The organism is Bartonella sp. ML70XJBT (genome assembly GCF_028618425.1).
Lineage (GTDB): Bacteria > Pseudomonadota > Alphaproteobacteria > Rhizobiales > Rhizobiaceae > Bartonella.
Genome location: NZ_JAQISX010000010.1, coordinates 38,336 through 57,861 on the forward strand (window position 1 = coordinate 38,336; position 19,526 = coordinate 57,861).

General features: G+C 36.7%; 12 protein-coding genes. 7 read left to right on the plus strand and 5 right to left on the minus strand.

Features of this window, described 5'->3' with window-relative positions:
* Positions 1-166: 166 nt before the first annotated feature.
* On the minus strand, positions 167-496 hold the full coding sequence (locus PVV65_RS05250; RefSeq protein ID WP_273789455.1) for a TIGR01244 family sulfur transferase: 330 nt from the start codon (positions 494-496) through the stop codon (positions 167-169).
* Positions 497-1,727: 1,231 nt separating this feature from the next.
* Between PVV65_RS05250 and parA the strand changes: the two genes are divergently transcribed.
* From parA to PVV65_RS05280, 6 genes are all read left to right on the plus strand, one after another.
* Positions 1,728-2,357: a ParA family partition ATPase gene (parA, locus tag PVV65_RS05255; protein ID WP_273789456.1), complete on the plus strand. Its 630-nt coding sequence runs from the start codon at positions 1,728-1,730 to the stop codon at positions 2,355-2,357.
* A complete protein-coding gene (locus tag PVV65_RS05260) occupies positions 2,354-2,581 on the plus strand; it encodes a hypothetical protein (RefSeq protein WP_273789457.1) in 228 nt (75 codons plus the stop codon). Before parA ends, PVV65_RS05260 begins: the two co-directional genes overlap by 4 nt.
* Positions 2,582-3,824: 1,243 nt before the next feature.
* Entirely contained in the window at positions 3,825-4,007 is a 183-nt protein-coding gene (locus PVV65_RS05265; RefSeq protein ID WP_273789458.1) for a hypothetical protein, read from the plus strand.
* A gap of 185 nt (positions 4,008-4,192) precedes the next feature.
* Positions 4,193-4,411: an EexN family lipoprotein gene (locus tag PVV65_RS05270; RefSeq protein WP_273789459.1), complete on the plus strand. Its 219-nt coding sequence runs from the start codon at positions 4,193-4,195 to the stop codon at positions 4,409-4,411.
* Between the two features lie 3,343 nt (positions 4,412-7,754).
* Positions 7,755-7,940, plus strand: coding sequence for a hypothetical protein (locus PVV65_RS05275; RefSeq protein ID WP_273755225.1), 186 nt, complete (start codon positions 7,755-7,757; stop codon positions 7,938-7,940).
* 38 nt (positions 7,941-7,978) lie between these two features.
* The gene (locus PVV65_RS05280) at positions 7,979-8,383 is read left to right on the plus strand and encodes a flagellar protein FlgN (RefSeq protein ID WP_273755227.1); all 405 of its coding nucleotides are present in this window, start codon (positions 7,979-7,981) and stop codon (positions 8,381-8,383) included.
* Positions 8,384-10,018: 1,635 nt separating this feature from the next.
* On the opposite strand, the gene PVV65_RS05285 is transcribed toward PVV65_RS05280, so the two are convergent.
* Together PVV65_RS05285 and PVV65_RS05290 are read right to left on the minus strand one after the other, a co-directional pair.
* Positions 10,019-10,372, minus strand: a complete 354-nt coding sequence (locus PVV65_RS05285; protein WP_273789460.1) for a helix-turn-helix domain-containing protein — start codon at positions 10,370-10,372, stop codon at positions 10,019-10,021.
* Positions 10,373-11,420: 1,048 nt separating this feature from the next.
* Positions 11,421-13,856 carry an autotransporter outer membrane beta-barrel domain-containing protein gene (locus tag PVV65_RS05290; protein WP_273789461.1) on the minus strand — a complete coding sequence of 812 codons (2,436 nt, stop codon included), beginning with the start codon at positions 13,854-13,856 and terminating at the stop codon, positions 11,421-11,423.
* Here PVV65_RS05290 and PVV65_RS09970 point away from each other — a divergent pair.
* Positions 13,837-14,535 carry a hypothetical protein gene (locus tag PVV65_RS09970; RefSeq protein WP_273789462.1) on the plus strand — a complete coding sequence of 233 codons (699 nt, stop codon included), beginning with the start codon at positions 13,837-13,839 and terminating at the stop codon, positions 14,533-14,535. The two genes, PVV65_RS05290 and PVV65_RS09970, sit on opposite strands and share 20 nt — an antisense overlap.
* A 254-nt stretch (positions 14,536-14,789) precedes the next feature.
* Here PVV65_RS09970 and PVV65_RS05300 read toward each other — a convergent pair whose 3' ends face one another.
* The gene (locus PVV65_RS05300; RefSeq protein ID WP_273789463.1) at positions 14,790-16,814 is read right to left on the minus strand and encodes an autotransporter outer membrane beta-barrel domain-containing protein; all 2,025 of its coding nucleotides are present in this window, start codon (positions 16,812-16,814) and stop codon (positions 14,790-14,792) included.
* Between the two features lie 146 nt (positions 16,815-16,960).
* Positions 16,961-19,294 carry an autotransporter outer membrane beta-barrel domain-containing protein gene (locus PVV65_RS05305; RefSeq protein ID WP_273789464.1) on the minus strand — a complete coding sequence of 778 codons (2,334 nt, stop codon included), beginning with the start codon at positions 19,292-19,294 and terminating at the stop codon, positions 16,961-16,963.
* Between the last annotated feature and the right edge of the window lie 232 nt (positions 19,295-19,526).

Below are 19,526 nucleotides of genomic sequence, written 5' to 3' on the forward strand. Positions count from 1 at the left end.
AAAACTTTCTTATCGTGTCCTAATGAAGAGGGCTCCTTAAAGGGAGAAAGTCTCCAAGTGAAAGCTGTAAGACAAATATTCTTGACAGATGATTTTTTTTTAAATTGGTGTGAATTTAAGAATTTTTGTTTTTTAGCGTGTGGGATGAAGCGCATGAAGCCTATGATTAAAGACGTGCTAAACGATAAAGATGCAGTGAACGCGTTCCATGATGGCAATAGGCAAGGAGAGGTAAGGACGCTGTTTTTAAAATTGTCTGCATGGTTTCAACATCTGATTTTTTTATGGTTGGAGGCGAAACGGGAAGGTAATAGGCTTTTATGCCATAGTCATTTGCGACCATTTTTATGCTTGAAAAGTCAGGATGATCAGGTTCTTCGTGATCGGGGCGGTTACAGATAATTGTTTTAAAACCAGCTTCTGCCAATGTTTTGATATTTTCTATGTTCATTTGTGCACCGATAAAAATATCAGGGTCAATTTGCTGTAAATTCATTTTTATTTATTCCCAATTTCCCGATTTTTACAATACTCTGAGCTCTATAAAAAGACATGATGAAGGGTAAGATTTTTTAAAGGGCATCTTAACAAAAATATTCTTTTTGTCGAGAATACTTGCTTGGAAAAAGGCATTGTAAGATGCAACATATTCGATCTTGAATAAGACATTGATCTATTATTTAACTCGAGTTAGAACCTTGAATACCGTAAGATTCCCTTATTTCAAGTCTGTTCCATGTTACATCATTGAAGATCTTTTACTGATAAGCGGGGGGCGTGTGGAGTGAAATTGTATAAGAAAAGGGGAGAAAATGCCTTTTTATGAACCGTTTCAAGGGATAAGAGCCTTATACAGCCCATGAGCCGGCACAAGTCGTGTGAGGGGGGTGGTCTTAAGTGTAAAGATAGATGTGCTCAATAGATTGACCTTTATAAAAGATAACGCTCTTTATGGATGGTTCATTGTTGTCACGAAGTAGAGCCCATTGTGTTGTTTGTTTATCCTTATTTTTTCAACTTCATTACACTGTGTTGCGCGGGAAGATATCTCTTTCAAAGAGTATAATATTCATTGTACACCCCCTATTTTTCATTTAAGAAAAGGGACAAGCCGACACGATTATATACGAATTATATACTATATACGAGCCACCGATGCGGACCATAGTTCTTAATAGTTAAGATACTTCATAAGATATATTTTTTCCTTTTTTTCGTGTTTGTTTTCATATTTTCGTTCTGCTGGTGATGGCATATAAATGATTTTAAGTAATTGAAGATAAGAGAGGAGAATGAGCGAGTTTTATGAATTTTGCTTTTCTCATTCAATATGTCTCCCTTCCAAATCCTCCTGGGGCATTTGTTATTTTTTCAGGGTAAAGGCTTTTTTATTGGGCGAGATCAAGGTTTGCGTGAAGAGGGAAAAATCCAAAGGAGATTATGGAGAGATCATGCTTGATCAATTGGCGTGGATTTAAGAAATTTTTATTTTAAGGCGGGGGAAGAAGAGCCTATTGCTTGTTTAAATCTATCTTTTCCTTCTAAGAATATTTCCTTCAGAATATTTTGGGCTTCATGCTGAAAGAATATTTCTAAAGACAAAATTGAGAGTTGTCGTTTTTATCGTAAAAGTTAGCAGAAGTTGTTGTTTTGTCGATGTTGGATACTTGCTTCTTTTGTTGTTTTCTGTACAATCGTAAAAACGATAATACTGAAAGATGTAACGAATGATCATTGGACTTTTGAATCAAAAAGGGGGTGTTGGAAAAACTACGTTGAGCGTGAATCTGGCAGCCAGCTTTGCACGTACCGGGGGACGGGTATTGCTTATTGATGTTGACCCACAGGGGAGCGCATTGGATTGGGCTGCTGCACGTGAAGAGGCGCCTTTGTTTTCCGTTATTGGTTTACCGCGTGCAACGGTTCACAAAGAGATTACACAGATTGGCCATAGTTATGATTATATTATTATTGATGGTCCCCCGCGTGTGACGGACCTTGCGCGTAGTGCTCTTATGGCTTCGGATTTTGTACTTATCCCTGTTTTGCCTAGTCCCTATGATATTTGGGCTGCTGATGGAATTGTAAAGCTGATTGACGAAGCACGTGTTTATAAAGAAAATCTCAAATCTGCTTTTGTTATTAATCGTAAAATAGTCAATACAGCGATAGGGCGTGATGTCAATGAAGCGCTTGGCATATACCCCGTCCATGTTCTTTCTTCTAGTGTTGCACAGCGTGTGATTTTTGCAGAAGCTGCAGCCCAGGGAAAGGCTGTTTATGAAGTTGATAAGCAAGGACCAGCCGCCGCAGAAATTGAAGCCGTTGCAGCGGAAATCAAGGAGTTAGCGGGATGAATAAAAAAATTAAAATTGGCACAAAACCAACCAATAAATCTATTCCTTTAACAGCTGATGCATGGGTAGGAATCTCCAAAGGAAACGCGAATGGAGGGATGAAGCGCCTCACAATCGATATTCCTGAAACTTTGCATCGGTTAATGAAGGTAAGTTGTGCAAGTCGTGGAACTAAAATGGCTGATGAGGTGCGCGAATTGCTTGCAAAAAAATACGGAAAATAAAAATAAGATACGATAACAGATATATGATAATAAATGTGCGTTGGTTTGTTTTTTTAAAAAGATGATATCGGTCATTTTTACATGAAATTAATCGTGATAAAAGCGCTCATTTTTTACATGGATTGTTTTATTTAAGTTATTTTGCATAAGATTTATTTCATGAAAGGGTCATAAACCTATAAAAAATTCTTTATTTTAACTCTTCTGCGATGGATGAGATCCTCCTCCTTATTATTTTTATCATCGCTGGATAGGTCAGTTTATTTTTCCATAACAATTGTTTTGATCATGATTTTAATGTGGAGTTATTTGTTGTTTATTTTACTGAAATACATGGGTAAATAATGTAAATTAACAGTAGCTTTGATTGTTTTTTTCTGCTAGACGATGCTTTCTTTTTAAAATTATATTCATGTTTATCAGGGGGGATGAAAATCAATAAAATTAACTGATATGAGCGTGCTATAAGCTTTCCTTATAACCCCAAAAAATCATAGAGTATGATATGAAATTATTTCTTTCATTTTTGCGATTTTATAGACTATGTGTGCTTTTATGGACTGAGTATTGAATGTTACTTGATGGTAGGTAAAGAATAATTTTTTATGGCTATCAGGAATGTATAAGATCGCTTTTTTAGAGTTTCTATTGGCATTTGAAAAGTGTAGGGGGAGTTTAAGTTTTTTTCTTTCTTAGCGAATTAAGAAAGTGGATTAAGAAATAAGCAAGAGCGCAATCAAATCATTAAAAGAGTTGTTGTTTCGTTTGCAGAAAACTTGCAATGGATCTAGGTATGGTGAATTTTTGATACCATATTTGTGTTGCTTTTCATGATGAAGGGGTTTTTGAAGAAAAATTCTTGAAAAAAGTGATTAAAAGCATTTTTGAAAATATTAAGATATTAAATTGCTGCTGAAGTTTAAACCGCTCAAATCTAAAGAGCCACTGCGTAGATAACATTACAAATACAAGTCCAATAAAACAACTCTCATGATGCAACATATTAGCGTTGAAGGTGTTCGTATTTGTCAAAGGCAAAGTATACGTAAGAGCACGATACAGGGATTTTGTGAAACCAACGATGTCGTTCTCAAAGTATAAAACAAGTTAGTATAAAATAAAAAGAGGGGAACAACCATGAACAAGATCATTCTAACAGCACTGTTGCTCTTTGCACAGGGCTTGTGGCTGTTGGTTGTGAAAAAACTACAGTGTTGAGAAATTTAAGAAAGATAAAAAGTTGATGCAAAAATGGGGAAAGAAATGCGATAAAATGGGACCTTCTGTTTTTGCAACTAAGAATTGTCAAAATGTCATGCAAGCCGATATGGAACTTTTTCAAGAGCATTATAGAAATCTTGCAAAGGAATTTCGTGAAAATAGCAAAAAGGGGAATGAAACTGAAAAACAGCAGGACAATCATTAAATCATAAACAATATCGATAGGAGGATGCTTTCTTTGTATTCTATTGATTTAAGGATTGTAAAAAATCGCGTACAGAAGTTGGATTTAAAATTTTTGAAAATGCACAATGAGCCAAATATGCAATTTTTTGCGGGATGTTTTATTGTGTCCAAATTTTATCAATCTCAAGGAAGGGGAATTTATTAATGAATAAAGTCGTTATTATAGCATTGCTGTTTTGCATTGGACTTGCTGTTGCTGGTTGCGAAAAGACTTATAGCGTAGAAGATTTTAAGAAAGATGAAAAATTAATGCAAGAATGGGGACTGAAATGTGAAAATATGGAGGAATCTTCCAGAGATAAATCTAAAAACTGTCGAAATGTTAAACAAGCATATATGGAATTTCTTTTTGGCTTTCATTAAAAAATAAAACTCAATAGGTTATTCTATCAATAAGGGATTGGACCGTTATTGATTTTATTCCGTTTTTGGGTGTTTCATCTCTTACTTTTGGGGCGTTTTTGACTTTAAGAGCTAATCTTTTACGGTTTGCACTCTTTGTGGAACAGATGACATACTGTCATCTGTTCCGCTAAAAAATGCTTTCAATTGTGGTACTGTTGCACTGGAATGAGCCGCCGCATGTTGGGGCTCATTTTTTCAAACTATGCGCTAATTTTTTTTACATCTTGGTTGCATGCATGATGAAATATGAGATTCAAATGTTGGGCTATGTTGGGGAGTTTAATACAAATAAATATTTTATCATACAAAGAAAGGTATTAAACTTTACGGTTAATTTTGAAAAAATTGGAAGGAAAATATCTGTTTGGAATTTACTTTTTTCCGTTTTTTTTAAGAGAGAAAAAAGCGTTTTGAATGGATTTATTATCGTTTTATAGTCAAATGTTTTTCTCACATTATTTTAAAAAAGTGCTTTTTATTTGAGAATATTATCATTTCAGGTGAGGGTGTGAGCCGCTTATACTAGGACGGTTTTGCTGGATCTGTGAGGTGTTAACCGTTCCTCATGCCTTTTCAAATTTTGCCTTCCAAGTTTACTCCCCTTTTCTTGCTGTTTTTATTATAATTGTGCCGTCGTATTATCGTTTTGAATGGTGGTGGAGCCCATGTAAAATTTACGCATGCGTTTTTTTGTTCTTAAGGGGTCGTATTCTTCGGACAATGCTTTGATATGTAAAGAGTGTTTAGTGTTTTTTCATGTTGAATGAGCCCCCGATATTCGTAGAATTTTCTCACTTCAAATCTGTTCTAGGTTGAGCTACGCAAAATCCATGTTTTTTGCACGTTAAAAATGAAAGTGTTTCCTCGTGAATAAAAAATGATTGAAAAAAAGCAGACAAATGCCTTTTATAAACTTATCTCAAGAGCCAAGGTGTATAGCACCATGAGGGGCTTTAATGTATGATGGAGCGGCTTTCTTTTTCATAAACGTCAAGATGGTGGTGTTTTTAGCGTAAGCTTCAATATTATCCTTTAGGGGCGTGATATGTCTTGAAGGAGGAAGTTAACGATAAGCTGCTTGATAAGAAGATAAATTGTTTACAAATTGAATCTGGTCGAAAACTCTGTCCTTTAAGGGTAGGGATGACGTTGGGATTCAAGGGAGCGTGAAAAGACAAAACTAATGGTTAAAAATGCAGATAAAAAGTAGAGGTTAACATCAAAAAAGTTGCAAGCGATGTTTGAAATTGGGAGGTGATTTATCTAGAGAGCTAAAATTTTACTTTGACCTTGTGGAAAATTAAGATGCTTATTTGTACAGATTACGAAAAGTTTGCACAGATTACGAAAATCTAGGAGATTTATGCCTCGTATATTTCTATGATGAGCGCTAAAAATACAACAAAAGCATTGAGGGTAATAATCAAGGTTGAATAAAGCATCGCGGCTTTTATGAGATCAACCATAAGATCCTCTTTCTGTTCTTTTGGAGGTGATTTTAATTGAGTAACAATATGTTACAGCCTGTAATATATGCGGGTATAACATATTCGGCAAGTTTAAATTTTTTCTTTATTTATAAGATTTTTTGAGGCGTTTGAGCACTGTGAGTGCATAAAAAGGAAAACTTTAAAGTTAATATTGGTTGATTTTATAGGTTTTGTATTGCGGCAAACTTTTTTTATCCCATGATGCCATAAAATACGGTTATTTATAGCGGTAATATAAGGCATATAAGTTTTTTGAAACGTTTTTGTGTTTTTTATTGCGTGTTAAGTGTCTTTTAGTATGCAAATGAATATTTGTAGGTTTGTTTGTTGAGTTTTTCGTTCAAGTGAATTTCATGAGGAGGTGTCAAGAGAAGCCTGCTTGACAAAAATTTGGATTGTATACAGAGCAGATGGAGTTAAGTTTTTTGTTTTAAGGTATGGGGAGAAAGTCAAATAGGCTTTTTGATCGATTTTACTTCATAACAAGATTAGTTAAGGCTGTTTGCGATATATTTTCACACGAAGAAAGAAATGTTCCAAATGGAATATTCTTATGTTGCATATTCATGCGCTTGTTTGAAAAAACAATCTCTTAAGGCGTAAGTCTATTTCGTACTGGCTCTCATGAATGGTATAACGGTAAAGCCTCCTTGGAAATAATATAAAATCCATTGAGCTCCCATCTTTATGCTTCGTAAGGAAGATGAAGAGGAAATTTTTAAACAGAGTAATAGGGAAAGAATTAAGCATTATTTGTTGGTAATGCATTGATTTGTAATGATAATTTACTGCTTTGCATATTGAGTGAGAGTCTTGAATACCCAAAGATTCTCTTATTTTAAATCTTTTTATATTAAATCAACCAAAATCATGTTTTTTGAACATGACAAGCAAGAAGAGCCCTGTGGTATGAAACTATACAAGAAAGATACCTCTTATGAAGCGTCTTCAAGTGCTAAGGGAGTAACATTGGGGGAGTGAGGTGGGGGTAATGCCGGTTTGCTGGCTTGCTCTTTTATGAAGCATAAAGATTAAGAGCTCGATGAATTTTATCCATTTTATAGGAGATTTATCATTATATCATTTTTGCGTCCGGTGCAAAATGAATTTGGGTGCAATAAGCTTATGTGGAATAGACTTATGTGAAATAGACTTGGGGGGAGGCTGCCTTTAAGAGATTGTTTTTTCAAACAAGCGCATGAATATGAGATTAAAGGCGTATCGAACGGATGGGTTAAGAAACGCTTGAAAAGGTTCAAAAAATCTTATATAGTCGCTTATTGCAAAGAAAAGCGAAATGATAATTGAAAAAGGGAGATGGATGGCTATTTAGCTATTTTAAGATGTCTTTTTTAATAGTGCTATATGGCTGATCTGTTCAAAAGAGAATTCTTTTTGTGTTTTATGCAAAATATTGCATGTATGTAAAAAGAGTAGAGTGTGTGGGTATCTTTTTGAATGGATGCAAACTAATCTTGTCGGGTGCTATCTTATAGGCGCCAGAAACTATGCAGGTTTAGGTGAGTGGAAAGCCATAAAGTTTATGGAGGGTGAATATTGCTATCGGTGAAATGCTGAAGTTCTTAATGGGCTTAAGTCTTTATTTGCTGCGAATTTTTGGCGGCAAGTGTTTTTTATGACTAAGTTATCGTTAGAGAGTTATTGTTTTCTGTCGAAGGCTTGGTGGTGATCAAGCAGACAAAATAAAATAATCGAGGATAAAATAAGCAAGGCGAAACAGACAGAGAAAATTTGAGAAAATTTGGAAGTTTCGATATTGCTGCGCAGGGGTTTAAGTCTATAGCATTTTGGTGAATGTGTGTAGTAGCAATAATAGTTTTGGAGCAAAGCAAGAAAATATTTCAGAGAATATGTTGAAAGTTGAAGTGGTACGCACTTTTAAGGGGTGTTGTGCTGTTGTCTGGGCAGTGTTGGCATCATCAGCGCGATTGGGTGTATCAGCATTGAAGAAAAACTGTTTAATCTCCCTCATTTGAAAGTAAGATTGAACAATATGGTTGAAGGGGAAATAAAAATGTCTGTAGTGCAATATGGTGATGATAGTTTTGCTACAAAAGCAAAAGCTCTTGATAATAACCTTATTGATCGTGATTGGGCGATGACAAAATTTGTCGCTGCTGTGAAAGGATTAGCACAAGTGGTTGATTATGAAAGCAATATGCTAGAGAGCAGTGGTGTTCCAGATTACGAAGAAATAAATTTATGTAAAATACGTGGTTTGCGTGATCTTAATAAATCGATGAGCGATGTGAGACGCTACATGAATCAAGATATTGAGCATGAGGTTGAAAGTTTGCTGTCTGATTTACAAAAAAAACTACAGCGTAATAGTGAATTACTTCAAACACATTTAAATGCAGTCAATGATCTTTCGCAAGCTATGCAACTCTCTGGACTTGCAAAGGAATTAGAAGAATAATCTAAACTTTATTCAGCTGTTCTACGCAATTATTATGATGAGGTAGAGCAGTGGTTTGAATAAAGAGTGTGTTTTTCAGTCTCTATATTTTAAGTGCGTTTGAGTATTTAAATTATCGTTTTGCTGTTCTGTAAAATAGAGCCTACAATCTCTTTTAGGGTGATGTCACGCGCACACCTTTGTGGTAAGTTAAGTGCAGCGGCTAATTTTTTATAGAATATTGTTCTACAGAGTGGGTTGATAGGCACTTCATTTTTTCGTTGAAGGGAAGGGGGATAAGAGGATGTTGTGACCGCTTCATGATGCCTTATGAAACAATCTCTTTTCAAGTGTGGTGATGTCACGCGCACACCTTTGTGGTGAGCTAAGTGCAGCGGCTTTAAGAGAAAGCAAATTTTTTATAGAATATTGTTCTACAGAGTGGGTTGGTAGGCACTTTATTTTTTCGTTGAAGGGAAGGGGGATGAGCGAATGTTTTGACCGCTCCATGATATCTTATGCAAGCGTTTCCTTTAAAGTATGATGAGATAAAGCGGTTAGTTACTGCAAGCTTTATATTTGAGATAAAAAGGCGGTTTAGTATTTTCTCTTCTGTTGTCGTTTTTGTATGCCAGATTGGAGAACGCGTATCTCTGTTGGGATTCATATTTGAAAAAGGGAAGGTAGTTTCATTGGAGGGGAATTATAAAGCTGTAAAGGTGATATTTTTATCATCATCTTTTTGCTTTACAGCTTTTAAAAGAATTTAAAGCACTGTCTTTTAAAGAGTGAAGATCATATATTTTTTTATGTTTTTGTTTATTGCATTTTTAATGGGATCACGCCCCTCATGCAAAACAGAGCGATTCAAAAAGAATAGATTTATTGTTTCCAATGTACGCGCTTATTGTAAAGAAATATTTCTCAAGGCTTGTCACACCCATTTTGTAACAGTGCCGATTTCGTGATGTCAGTTTGTGACGTGACGCTGCCCATGAAGGTATAAAGCCTTCATGGAAATAATATAAAGTCTACAGAACACTCTCAGTCCTATAAAGAAGTAAGTTGGCATTGTCATGTTTTTCAGCAACGTCACTTTGCTATTTTCCAATGTTGCAACAGCTTTGGGCTCTTGAGATTCTTGGGGTATTTTTATTCTTTTTTTACTTATACACTACCTTTGCTTGTGATGGGCAAAAAAGTGATTTTGATTGATTTATCCATAGGAGAAGAGCAATGATGAGAGAACCCTTACACTATTTGGTTTTAAAGTTGAAAAAAGATGATTTATGATGATAAATCAATATGTTATTTTAATAGAATGATCGGTGCAGAGACATTTAGGAGATGGATTGATAGGAGTGATCAACGGTGAGATCCCTCTTGATGAGAAGTTGGATTGATTACAGATCTGAGGAGGCCGTGAAGGAAAAACAAGAGTGCTCTCGCCATGATGCATTTTAAGACATTTTCAGAGAAATATTTATGAAGCGGTATGAAGGCTTATGAAAAGAAAGTATCGTGTTTCATATCGTAGGAAGTCGATTAAGCGGAACTTACTCAATTAAGAAGCCAAATTGTTTAAAAATTGCAAGCGCTTTGTTTTTAGAATAGAAAGCAGTTACAAGGATAGAAATTATTTAAAATGTTTTAATTCTAATCAGAAATTAATTTTAAAATGGCTTTTTGTTTGACAGATGTCAGAACTCTAAAACTTTTTAAAAGCAAAAATTCTTCTCTGTTTGATGCGACTTCTTCATGATGGTACGAGATGTTTTCTTTTGTGATAATATCCGTGTAAAAAAAGGAAACCGAAACATTTAGGATATCGGAAATTTCCTTTAAGCGCCCTGCACTCACACGATTTAAACCTTTTTCATATTTTTGAATTTGTTGAAAACTTACCCCTAAAGCGTCTCCTAAGGTTTTTTGAGACATTCCTAATATTTTTCGCTTCAAGCGAATTTTTTTGCCAACAAAAAAATCAATATTAAGGTTCTGAGTTTGCATTTGCTCCCCTCCGGTTGCGAGCGCCCTCGCATGAGTATTCCGGGAGCTTGAAAACACTGAATCCGAGTCAGCATTTTGCTTTTAGTGTGTAAGACACACCTGGACATAGCAAAATCTCCCGGAATTCCGGGACACCCACAATAGTGGGTTCATTTTTACGCTCGGATTTAGGGTTTTCAAGGCCCACTTGGTCGTTGCGTATGCGACCAAAAACATTTTTTAATGTGTAAAGTAATTTCAAGATTTTTGCAATAAAAATTGTTTTTCTTAGAATGAAGAGATTTCTTAAATAAGAGACTATTTGCCTTTCAATTTTTTTAAAGCTTTACTCAACTCATGGTCTCAGACCTGTTGTTCATAAAGGAAACAACGAGGTTGTTAAGTTTAAGGCTATCTGTGTTGTGCTATATTTTAATCGATAACCAAAATGACTTGTTTTGTCCTTTTGCTGCGGTTGAGAGATCATAATGATAGGGTGGAGCTTTCATGAGCAGACACGCTTCATACAAAATAAAATCCCCAAAACAGAATAGATTTGTTATGGCCCCTTCATATGCTTGTTTTGAGGAGATTTTTCTCAATACACACACTTATTTCCACAATAGTACTCATGAAGAGGTCTAAGGTGCTTCGTGAAGTGTATAAGCCTCTCATGAGTGGTACAAAAGAATGGTATAAAAGCAGTTATTTTTATGCATAGCAAAGGAGTGTAAGCTGCTCGTATGATTCACTTTGCTCATTTCCCCGTGTTGCTTGCTGTTGTGGTTTATTTATAAAGAGGCATTTTTTTTGTGCCGTTTTATTCCATTGAAATTCTCTCGACTTGTGATGTGCAAGCAAAGCATTTTGATTGCTTTAAAATGAACAGTTTGGACATGAGAGAATGCTTAAGCTCTTTAGTTTTTTATTTGATTGGTAAAAAATATTATAAATCAATATGTTTTTTTGATAACATGATGACTTTTGAGAGTTTTAAAAATAGACGTCTCAATAAAAAGCAGCACATCGTGCTGCTTTTTATTTTATTGAAGTTAAAAGTGCTTTTGCTTTAAAAATGATACCGTATTCCGCCAGAAACATTGGTTCCCGATACACCGGTTTTTTGCAGCTTTTGCCGATAGCTAATATCGCCATTCAGCACAATATTTTGAGAAAGATAGGCATTCACACCTATACCTCCCTCAATTGAAGAACCGGTAGGATCAAGAGCAAAGGTATCCGCAATTTTTATTGTTTTGCCGTCACCAAAAGTTCTGATAACATTTATTTTTCCATAGAAGGAAACAGCCTTGTTTTCTTCAACAGCTGTTATTGTTTTTGTTAAACGTCCACCAAAACGGATCAACCATTGACGCGGATTACCCATGTCTACTTTTAAACCATTGGCATCTGAGAAAATATCAAACATGAGATTTTGATAAATCAATTGCGCTTGTGGTTCAAAGACCAGTCCTTTTGTACCGGTTGTTAATTTTTGACCAAGGGTTGCAGAGAGATTAAGGATTTCAGTTCCATCCAATTTTGCAGCATTCCCAACAAGAGCTGTGGTAATATTTCCTTTTAACTTTCCGTAAGAAAGAAGCGTGTTGATATATAGACCACTGCTATGTTGGAGGCTACTGTAAGCGGTGAGGGACCATTTATCAAGGGTTGTCTTTTCAGAATCTTGCATCTCTTTTGGTGTAAAGGCAAGTTTTCCGTATGTTCCTAAAAGACCAAAATGTGCGCTTATATCTTTGCTTTCCGAGGTGGCTAATATAGCCCCCAATTGTAAAGCTTTATAGTTCACATCAGCATCATAACCATAGCGCAGAGGGCCGCGGTTGGAAGATAAGGTAACTTTTTCGCCGTAGGAGGAGAAAAAGAGATTATGCTGTTTATGATCTGCTGCACTAAAGGCTGTTGTTCGCATCGCATTTAACAACCTGTTTTGGTTGTTTACATCAGCAAATCCAGAAGAAAATAAAGTATTAGGTAGGGTTAAATAGTTTGCTACCTGTGGTAAAAGCGCTCGAACTTTTTTATCCTTATCAATGTAGGCATTCTGTAAGCGGAAATCCCAGAAATCGCTTTTCTTGCCAAAAAGATTTTGGCTCTCATGAGATGTTCCAGGTTTATAGCTTGCGAGGATATATTTATAAGGTTGTCCACCTATTGTCATATAGTTTCCGGCGAGTGTGAAGGAATTTTCGTTTGCCTGTCCGGAAACTTGAATGATTGAAACCCCATGTGTCCCTAAAGGAAGCGACGCCATCTTTTCTCCCCACACAACAGAACCATCGGTTATCGTTTTATCTATTTCTTGGAGATTAATGTGAACAATGGTATTCCCTGATACATCACCATTAATCACAATACGATCGGTTTGTTGTTCTCTAACAGGAGAATGTTTGTTCCATTGAGTATTGACATAAATTTCTGCAACACCTGTTGCACTATAAACTGCTGCAGTATGCGCTGTTCCATCTTCTTTCAGACGTTGAGGACCTATAAACAAAGTTTGGTAATGTCCTTCCACAGGCTTGTTAAACATAATGGCACTGTCAGTAAGGCGCAATACAGAAAGATTAGAGAATGATTTTTCATCAAGACCAAACTGTCTATAGTCATACGAAATAGTATCGTTCTCTGAGAGACGATCATTATTGATAGTGTTTTTATTGGGTTTTAAGAGCCATTTCGTCCCTTCTTTTAGATCAAAAATTGTTCTATTATTCTCAGAGGTTCTTACCCGACCTTCTAAAGAAGAGTGCTCCGCAACCAGTGTAAGGGTGTTTGTGGATTCATTTTCGTTTTTTATATTTTTTAATAAAGCATCAGCATGAATTTCTGAATTTTTAAGGCTGACAACACCGTTTGTGTTTGTTCCATAAAGGCTGATACCTACACCATTTTCAACAAAAAATTTTGTATTTTCTAGATTTACTTTACCGACAATATCTTGTTTCTGAATGGCGTTGGCATTTATTCCAGCATTGCGTGGATGTTGTCTTTGAGGGATATGATATAGATTATTGCGGAAAATAATGCCATTTGCTTCAGATTTCCCTGTGACTTGGATATTTGAATCTTTAAGATTGATTGTCCCTTCTATGTTGACCACCCCCGCTGTTTCTGCTGTCACCGTAATATCTGTGGCATCAATTTCTCCACCCTCTGATCCACTCAGTGCAATAAAACCCGCATCAATGCTTCCCCCATTCATTTTGACTTTTGAATTATTCCCCTCTGCATTGACCGCACTCCATCTGTCTTGAATTTTTTTGTTATGCAGAGTGATAGTGTTACCGTTTTTTGCCTCAACGCCAGCGCTTATATCTTCGATTTGTGAAGGATTTTCAGGCTGTTTTACGGGGGATATTGGGTGTGAAAGCTCTGATTTTTCAGATATTTTTTGTGCAGAGGCAGAGTGCGCAGGCGCTGGTTTCACAGATTCTGATGCCCCCTGTGATGTCGATTTTCCGGTGGCTGGTCTTAGAGACATTGATGAGAGTTCTGGCTCTTTAGGTGCCGGTGATTGCTCTGCTGTTGGTCTTGTAGGTTTTGATTCTTTAGGACTTGATGATACTTCTGTTACTGGTTTTGTAGGTTCAGGTATTTTAGGTGCTGACTGTAAATTAGGTGAAGGTCGTGTTACTTCTGGCTGTGAAGTTACAGTAGAATTGGGGGCTGTTTCTTCACTAGAGGAATCTGTAGAAGGAACACCTGAACGCCTTCTCGATTTGGCTACGTCTGCTGTTGAAGCTGTCTCTGCCGTTGGAGATTCTGTTGTTGAAGATTGTTTAAGGGGAGTATTTTGTGAAGATGTAGGGCTAGATTGTACACCTTCTGTTGCTTTAGTTGTTGATGGTTGTGTTCCTTCGTTTTTAGAGGAAGCTTCAGGCTTTGTAATTATTTTAGCTTCAGAAGAATCTGTAGAGATCTTGGGCGTTGTAGGTTGCTTGGATGGTTGTGAGCGCGTTGAAGAGCGTGTCGTTCCCCCACTAGAGTCTGTACCGCTTCTTAAATCTCCTTCACGTTGCGTTTGGAGGGTAGGGAGCGTAGGTGCGTTCGGTGTTGAAAGTGGAGAGGAAGACAGAGGTGGAATAGGTTTTCCAGTTCCATCACATAGATCAGTATACGGATCAAAAATTCCGGTTGTATTTACTGGACACTTAACATGAGAGGGTTGTGAAGAAGAGAGACCTATCGTTGGTGAGGGAGTCGTGCTATGAAGTGCATAAGACAAGCTGGTGGAAGAATAAAACAGAACACTAGAAACTGTGTATAGTAAAACATTTTTTTTCATATAGATGTATTCCTAAATATTTTTCCCCTCATAAAATATAAAATTTTGACCTCATTATGTCTCTTTTGTAAGAGACAAAACGAAACATAATGAGAGTACTTTATATTTCAAGATAGAATACAAGTATTTTTAAAAGTGATAGCGCATTCCTGCAGAAATATTTATTCCAGAGATGCCAACTTTTTTGAATTTATGTTGATAGCTCAGATCACTATGAAGCTCGATATTTGGCGATAAGTGCGCTTGAATACCAAAGCCACCTTCGACTAACGATCCCATAGCAGCAAGTTGAAAATTTTTACTAAAAGTTTTGATCAGATTCAGTTTGCCGTAGAAGGAAAGGACACGGCCTTTGTTTTGCGTTAAACGCCCGCCAATACGTAGCAACCATTGATCAGGATTGCCTATGTTTATTTTGGAATTTTCTTCATCTGAAGAACTGTTGTCATTTGAGGAAGAGTTATTAGATGAAGCGTTATTATCTGAGGAGACACCAAGTATGAGACGCTGATAAACAAGTTGTGCTTGTGGCTCTAGGATAACCCCCTCGAAACCGGTGGATAGTTTTTGACCAACAGTTGCTGCGGCCCCTAATATTTTACTATTTTTTACTTTGGGGGTATCTTGGATGAATTCTTTTCTCATATTTTCTTTAAAAATTCCATAAGAGAGGAAAGCACTTGCATAGGTTCCACTGTCATGCTGAATATTTCCATAGGCGGTGAGTGACCATTTATCAAACATCTTCTTATGAGAGCTCTCTGCATTTTTAGGAGCAAAAGACAATTTTCCATATGTTCCAAAAAAACCAAAACTGCTACTGATATTTTGATTTTCTCGCGCGATTAATGTAGCCCCTGCTTGCAATGCGGCATAGCGAATATCCGCATGAATGCTCCCTTGCTCTGCTGGAACGCTCTCTTGCTCTGCTGGAACGCTCTCTTGTTCTGTTGGAACGCTCTCTTGCTCTGTTTGAGCACTTTCTTGTTTTGAAAGAATGCGGGAGAAAAATGTGTTCTTATTGCCATAAGTGGATAAGAAAATGCTTCTCTCTTGATACTCTTTGGGCTCAAACATTGTTATTTGCATATTGTCTAACAAGATACTTTGATTGTTGGCATCAGAAACCCCAACAGCAAACATTGCAATAGGCATGACGAAAGAGTTTTCTATTTGTGGTGTAAGTGTTTTGCGGTTTGTTACCCCATCAAGAGAAGAAGAAGTTGTCGTTGCTTTATCATCTGTAAATTGAGACGTGCTCTCAGTGTGAGCGATAGGGGTGCTCTCAATCTTTGTGGGCAATTTCACATGAGATTCTGCAGATGTGTTAAGAGCTATTTTTGATGCTGAGGAAGCAGTATTTGTTTTGGAATCAATAACAGGGTGTTTATTCTCTTTAGATGAATCAGGGGCTCTTTTCCTCTCCACATTTATTGTTTCATCGGTTTCCAAAGTATCGAGGACTGCTTTGCGTAAAGTATTGGAAAGTTCTTTATTCTGTCCTTGTAGCGCACTATCAATTTTTGCTGCTTTATGTAATATTTCTGCTTTATTTTGCAGTTTGGACCATTCACGATTGTCTTGCTCTACCCATTGTTGGCGAGTGGCATCAATACGCTGTTGGTTATCGGCATCAAGGATTGCAGCTGCTTTTGCGGCATCGGAGAGTGTTTTCTCATAGCCGCGTAGTAAATTCTCTCTCTTTATCAACCGGTCCTGTCGCAAGCGATCAAGTTGGGCATTGGCTTGTAGCATGAGTTGTGTATCTTGAGCGCGTTGTTGAGCCATGACTTGGGTACGTATATAATCTCTTGCTTTCTGCGATTCATTTATATGTGCACCAGAGTCATAACGCCCCACCTCTGAGACGTATCTATTAATTCTACGGTCTGCTTCATCTAAGCTTTTTTGAAGTACTTGCAAATTATTCTCCATCATGGCGCCAAAAGCTATTTTTTCAAGATTTTTTTCGGCTTGTGTTGGTGTGCTCATTACATCAATGGCATAGCGATATTGTTCTGGTAATTTGATTATTCCTTCAAGGGCATTGCGTGTCTCAGTGCTTAGGCCAGAGGCGGTACTGATCGATGTGAAGGTAAAAGAAGAAAAAAACAAAGCACAAGCGGCTGTACATAACAAAAGATTCTTATGCATAGAGATGTTCCTTAAGATATTTTCTTTGTTTTGATAAAAAATGAACCATTCTTTGACGCATCACGATTTTTTGGAAATGTGTCAAAATAAGCAGCACTTTTTACGTTTTAGTGCTGCTTATGTTTTAAAAGTGAAAGCTAAGATTTCTAAAAGCGATAACGCATTCCACCGGAAAAATTCACTCCAGAGATTCCAGATTTTTGGAGTTTATGTTGGTAATTAACGTCAGCATGAAGTGCGATATTTTTGGAAAGTTGCGCGTTAATGCCAAGTCCTCCTTCAAGGGAAGAGCCCATAGAATCGAGACGGAAAGGTTCAACAATATCGATTGTACTTTTTTCCCCAAAAGCTTTGATAACGTTCAATTTACCATAAAAAGAAAGAACACGATCTTTTTCAATAGGGAGTATGGTTTTCGTTAAACGCCCTCCCATACGGACCAGCCATTGATGGGGTGTTTTTATATTAACCTGGAAGTCATCGATATCCGAAAGCGTACCAAATGCAATATGTTGATAAATCAGTTGCGCTTGTGGTTCAAAGGACAATCCTTCAACACCGGTTGCTAGTTTTTGTCCAACGGTTGCCGATATATTCAATATATCCGTATTATTTAACTCTGTGGTGTTGCCAATAAGGGCTGTTGTGATATGTCCATTTAAAACGCCATAAGAGAGTAGTGCATTAATATAAAGACCATTGTCATGGTGGAGATTTCCATAGGCCGTAAAGGACCATTTATCCAGTATGCTTTTGTCAGAACCTTCCATATCTTTTGGTGTAAAAGCGAGCTTTCCATAGGTGCCTAAAAGACCAAAATTTACGGTTAAGTTTTGATTTTCTAGCGTTGCTAATGTCATGCCTGCTTGTAAGGCAGCATAGCAAACATCTGCACCATAACCATATTCCAATGGACTACGGCTGGAAGATAACGTTACTTTGTTGCCATAAGTTGATAAGAAGATGCCTTTCTTTTTATGACCTTCTAATCCAAAAACTGTTGAGTGCATATTATCTAACAGCGTATTTTGATTGCTTATGTCAGCCAATCCAGAGGAGAATATTGCGTTAGGCATGACCAAATAGCTTGCTACTTGGGGAACAAGAGCTTTTATTTCTTCCACCAAATCAAGAGTAGCATTTTGGAGACGGAAATCCCAAAATTCTCCATCTTCTGGAAAAAGGCTTTGCTGATTATCCGCTTTCCCAAGGCGGGATGTTGGTCCATAGCTATTGAGTATATATTTATAAGGTAAGCCTCCTAGTGTGGTGTAACCATGGGCAAGTTTGAAGGAATCTTCATGAGCTTGTCCAGAAACTTGAATAAGTGAGAGCCCACGTTCATTCAAAGGAATTGAATCTTTTGCTTTTTCATTATCGAATGATTCTGCGTGCTTTGAAAGACTGTTAAAATAGACCGTTGTGGTGCCTGAAACATCACCACGGATGAGAACACGGTCAGTTTTTTGTTGCTCTTTTGGAAGACCGTTACTCCATTCGGTATTAAAGTAAATCCTTGCGTTGCCCGTTGCATTGTAAACTGCTGTGGCATTGGAGCTTTTGTTTTGCTCTGTTTTTTGTGGATGTCTTCCTATATGCAAGGTTTGATAATGATTATGTGCTAGTTTATGCGGGGCATCAAAAACGATAGAGCTATCATTAAGGTTTAGAACTGAAACAACTGATTGTGCACGTTGCTTCAGATCAAGAAGCTTGTAATCAAATAGACTAAAACTGCTTTCCAATTCAAATAGACTAATTTTTAAATGCCACTTGCTGTTGTTGTTTAAGGTAAAAATTGTTGTATTTTGAGGAAGCGTTTTAGCTCTTCCTTCCATAATTGAATTATCAGCATCTAATGTAAAAGTGGTAGGTTGAACCTCAGTGAAGGGAGAACCTCCATTTTCTAATAACATATCAGAACGAATTTCTGAGTTTTTTAAGTACACCGCATTTGCAGCAGCTTTGGAATAAGAAGGTCCGAAAATACCTACACCATTCTTTACAAGAAGTTTTGTGTTATTAAGAATGGCTTTGTTTACAACTTCTTCTCCTTCTTGTATTGTGGAGCTTAGAATATAACCAAAATTTATCCCAGAGATTTTGCTGTGGCCTATGACGTTTATGGTTGAATTTTCAACATGGATTATGCCGTTTGTAAGTGACAAACCACGCTCTTCTGCCCTTCCTATAATTCCTTTAGCATTAATTTGACCACCTAACGTTGCAGAAAGTAAAGTAAAGCCTGAGTGCATTATTGAGTTGTTAATAGTAACATGGCCTTTCTTAGCAACAACGGCATCATATTTACCACGAATAAAAACGTTATTAAGATTTTTCTCTTCTCCATTCGTCACTTGGATCGTAGGTATCTCAGAAGGTTGTATATTTGCATGAGTTGGAGCGAGATGAGAAAAAATGAAAGTTCCAGCAATTGTACATAACAAAAAATTTTTCTTATAAATATATTTCTTACACATAGAGATGCCTTTAGTATTTGGTATGCTTTGATGCTTACTTCATTCCCCTGATGGCGCAAGTACCCGGAAAGCTTTTATATCATTATGTTTTTATTGTAAACAACAAAACGAATATTAAATTTTGTTATTTATCGTTTGAAAATTCGTCCGAAAAGCACTTTTAAAATAGAAAGTGCAATCCAGCGATGATGGATTTCAGAAGACTGAGCTTAACTTAAGTATTTTTGTTTTA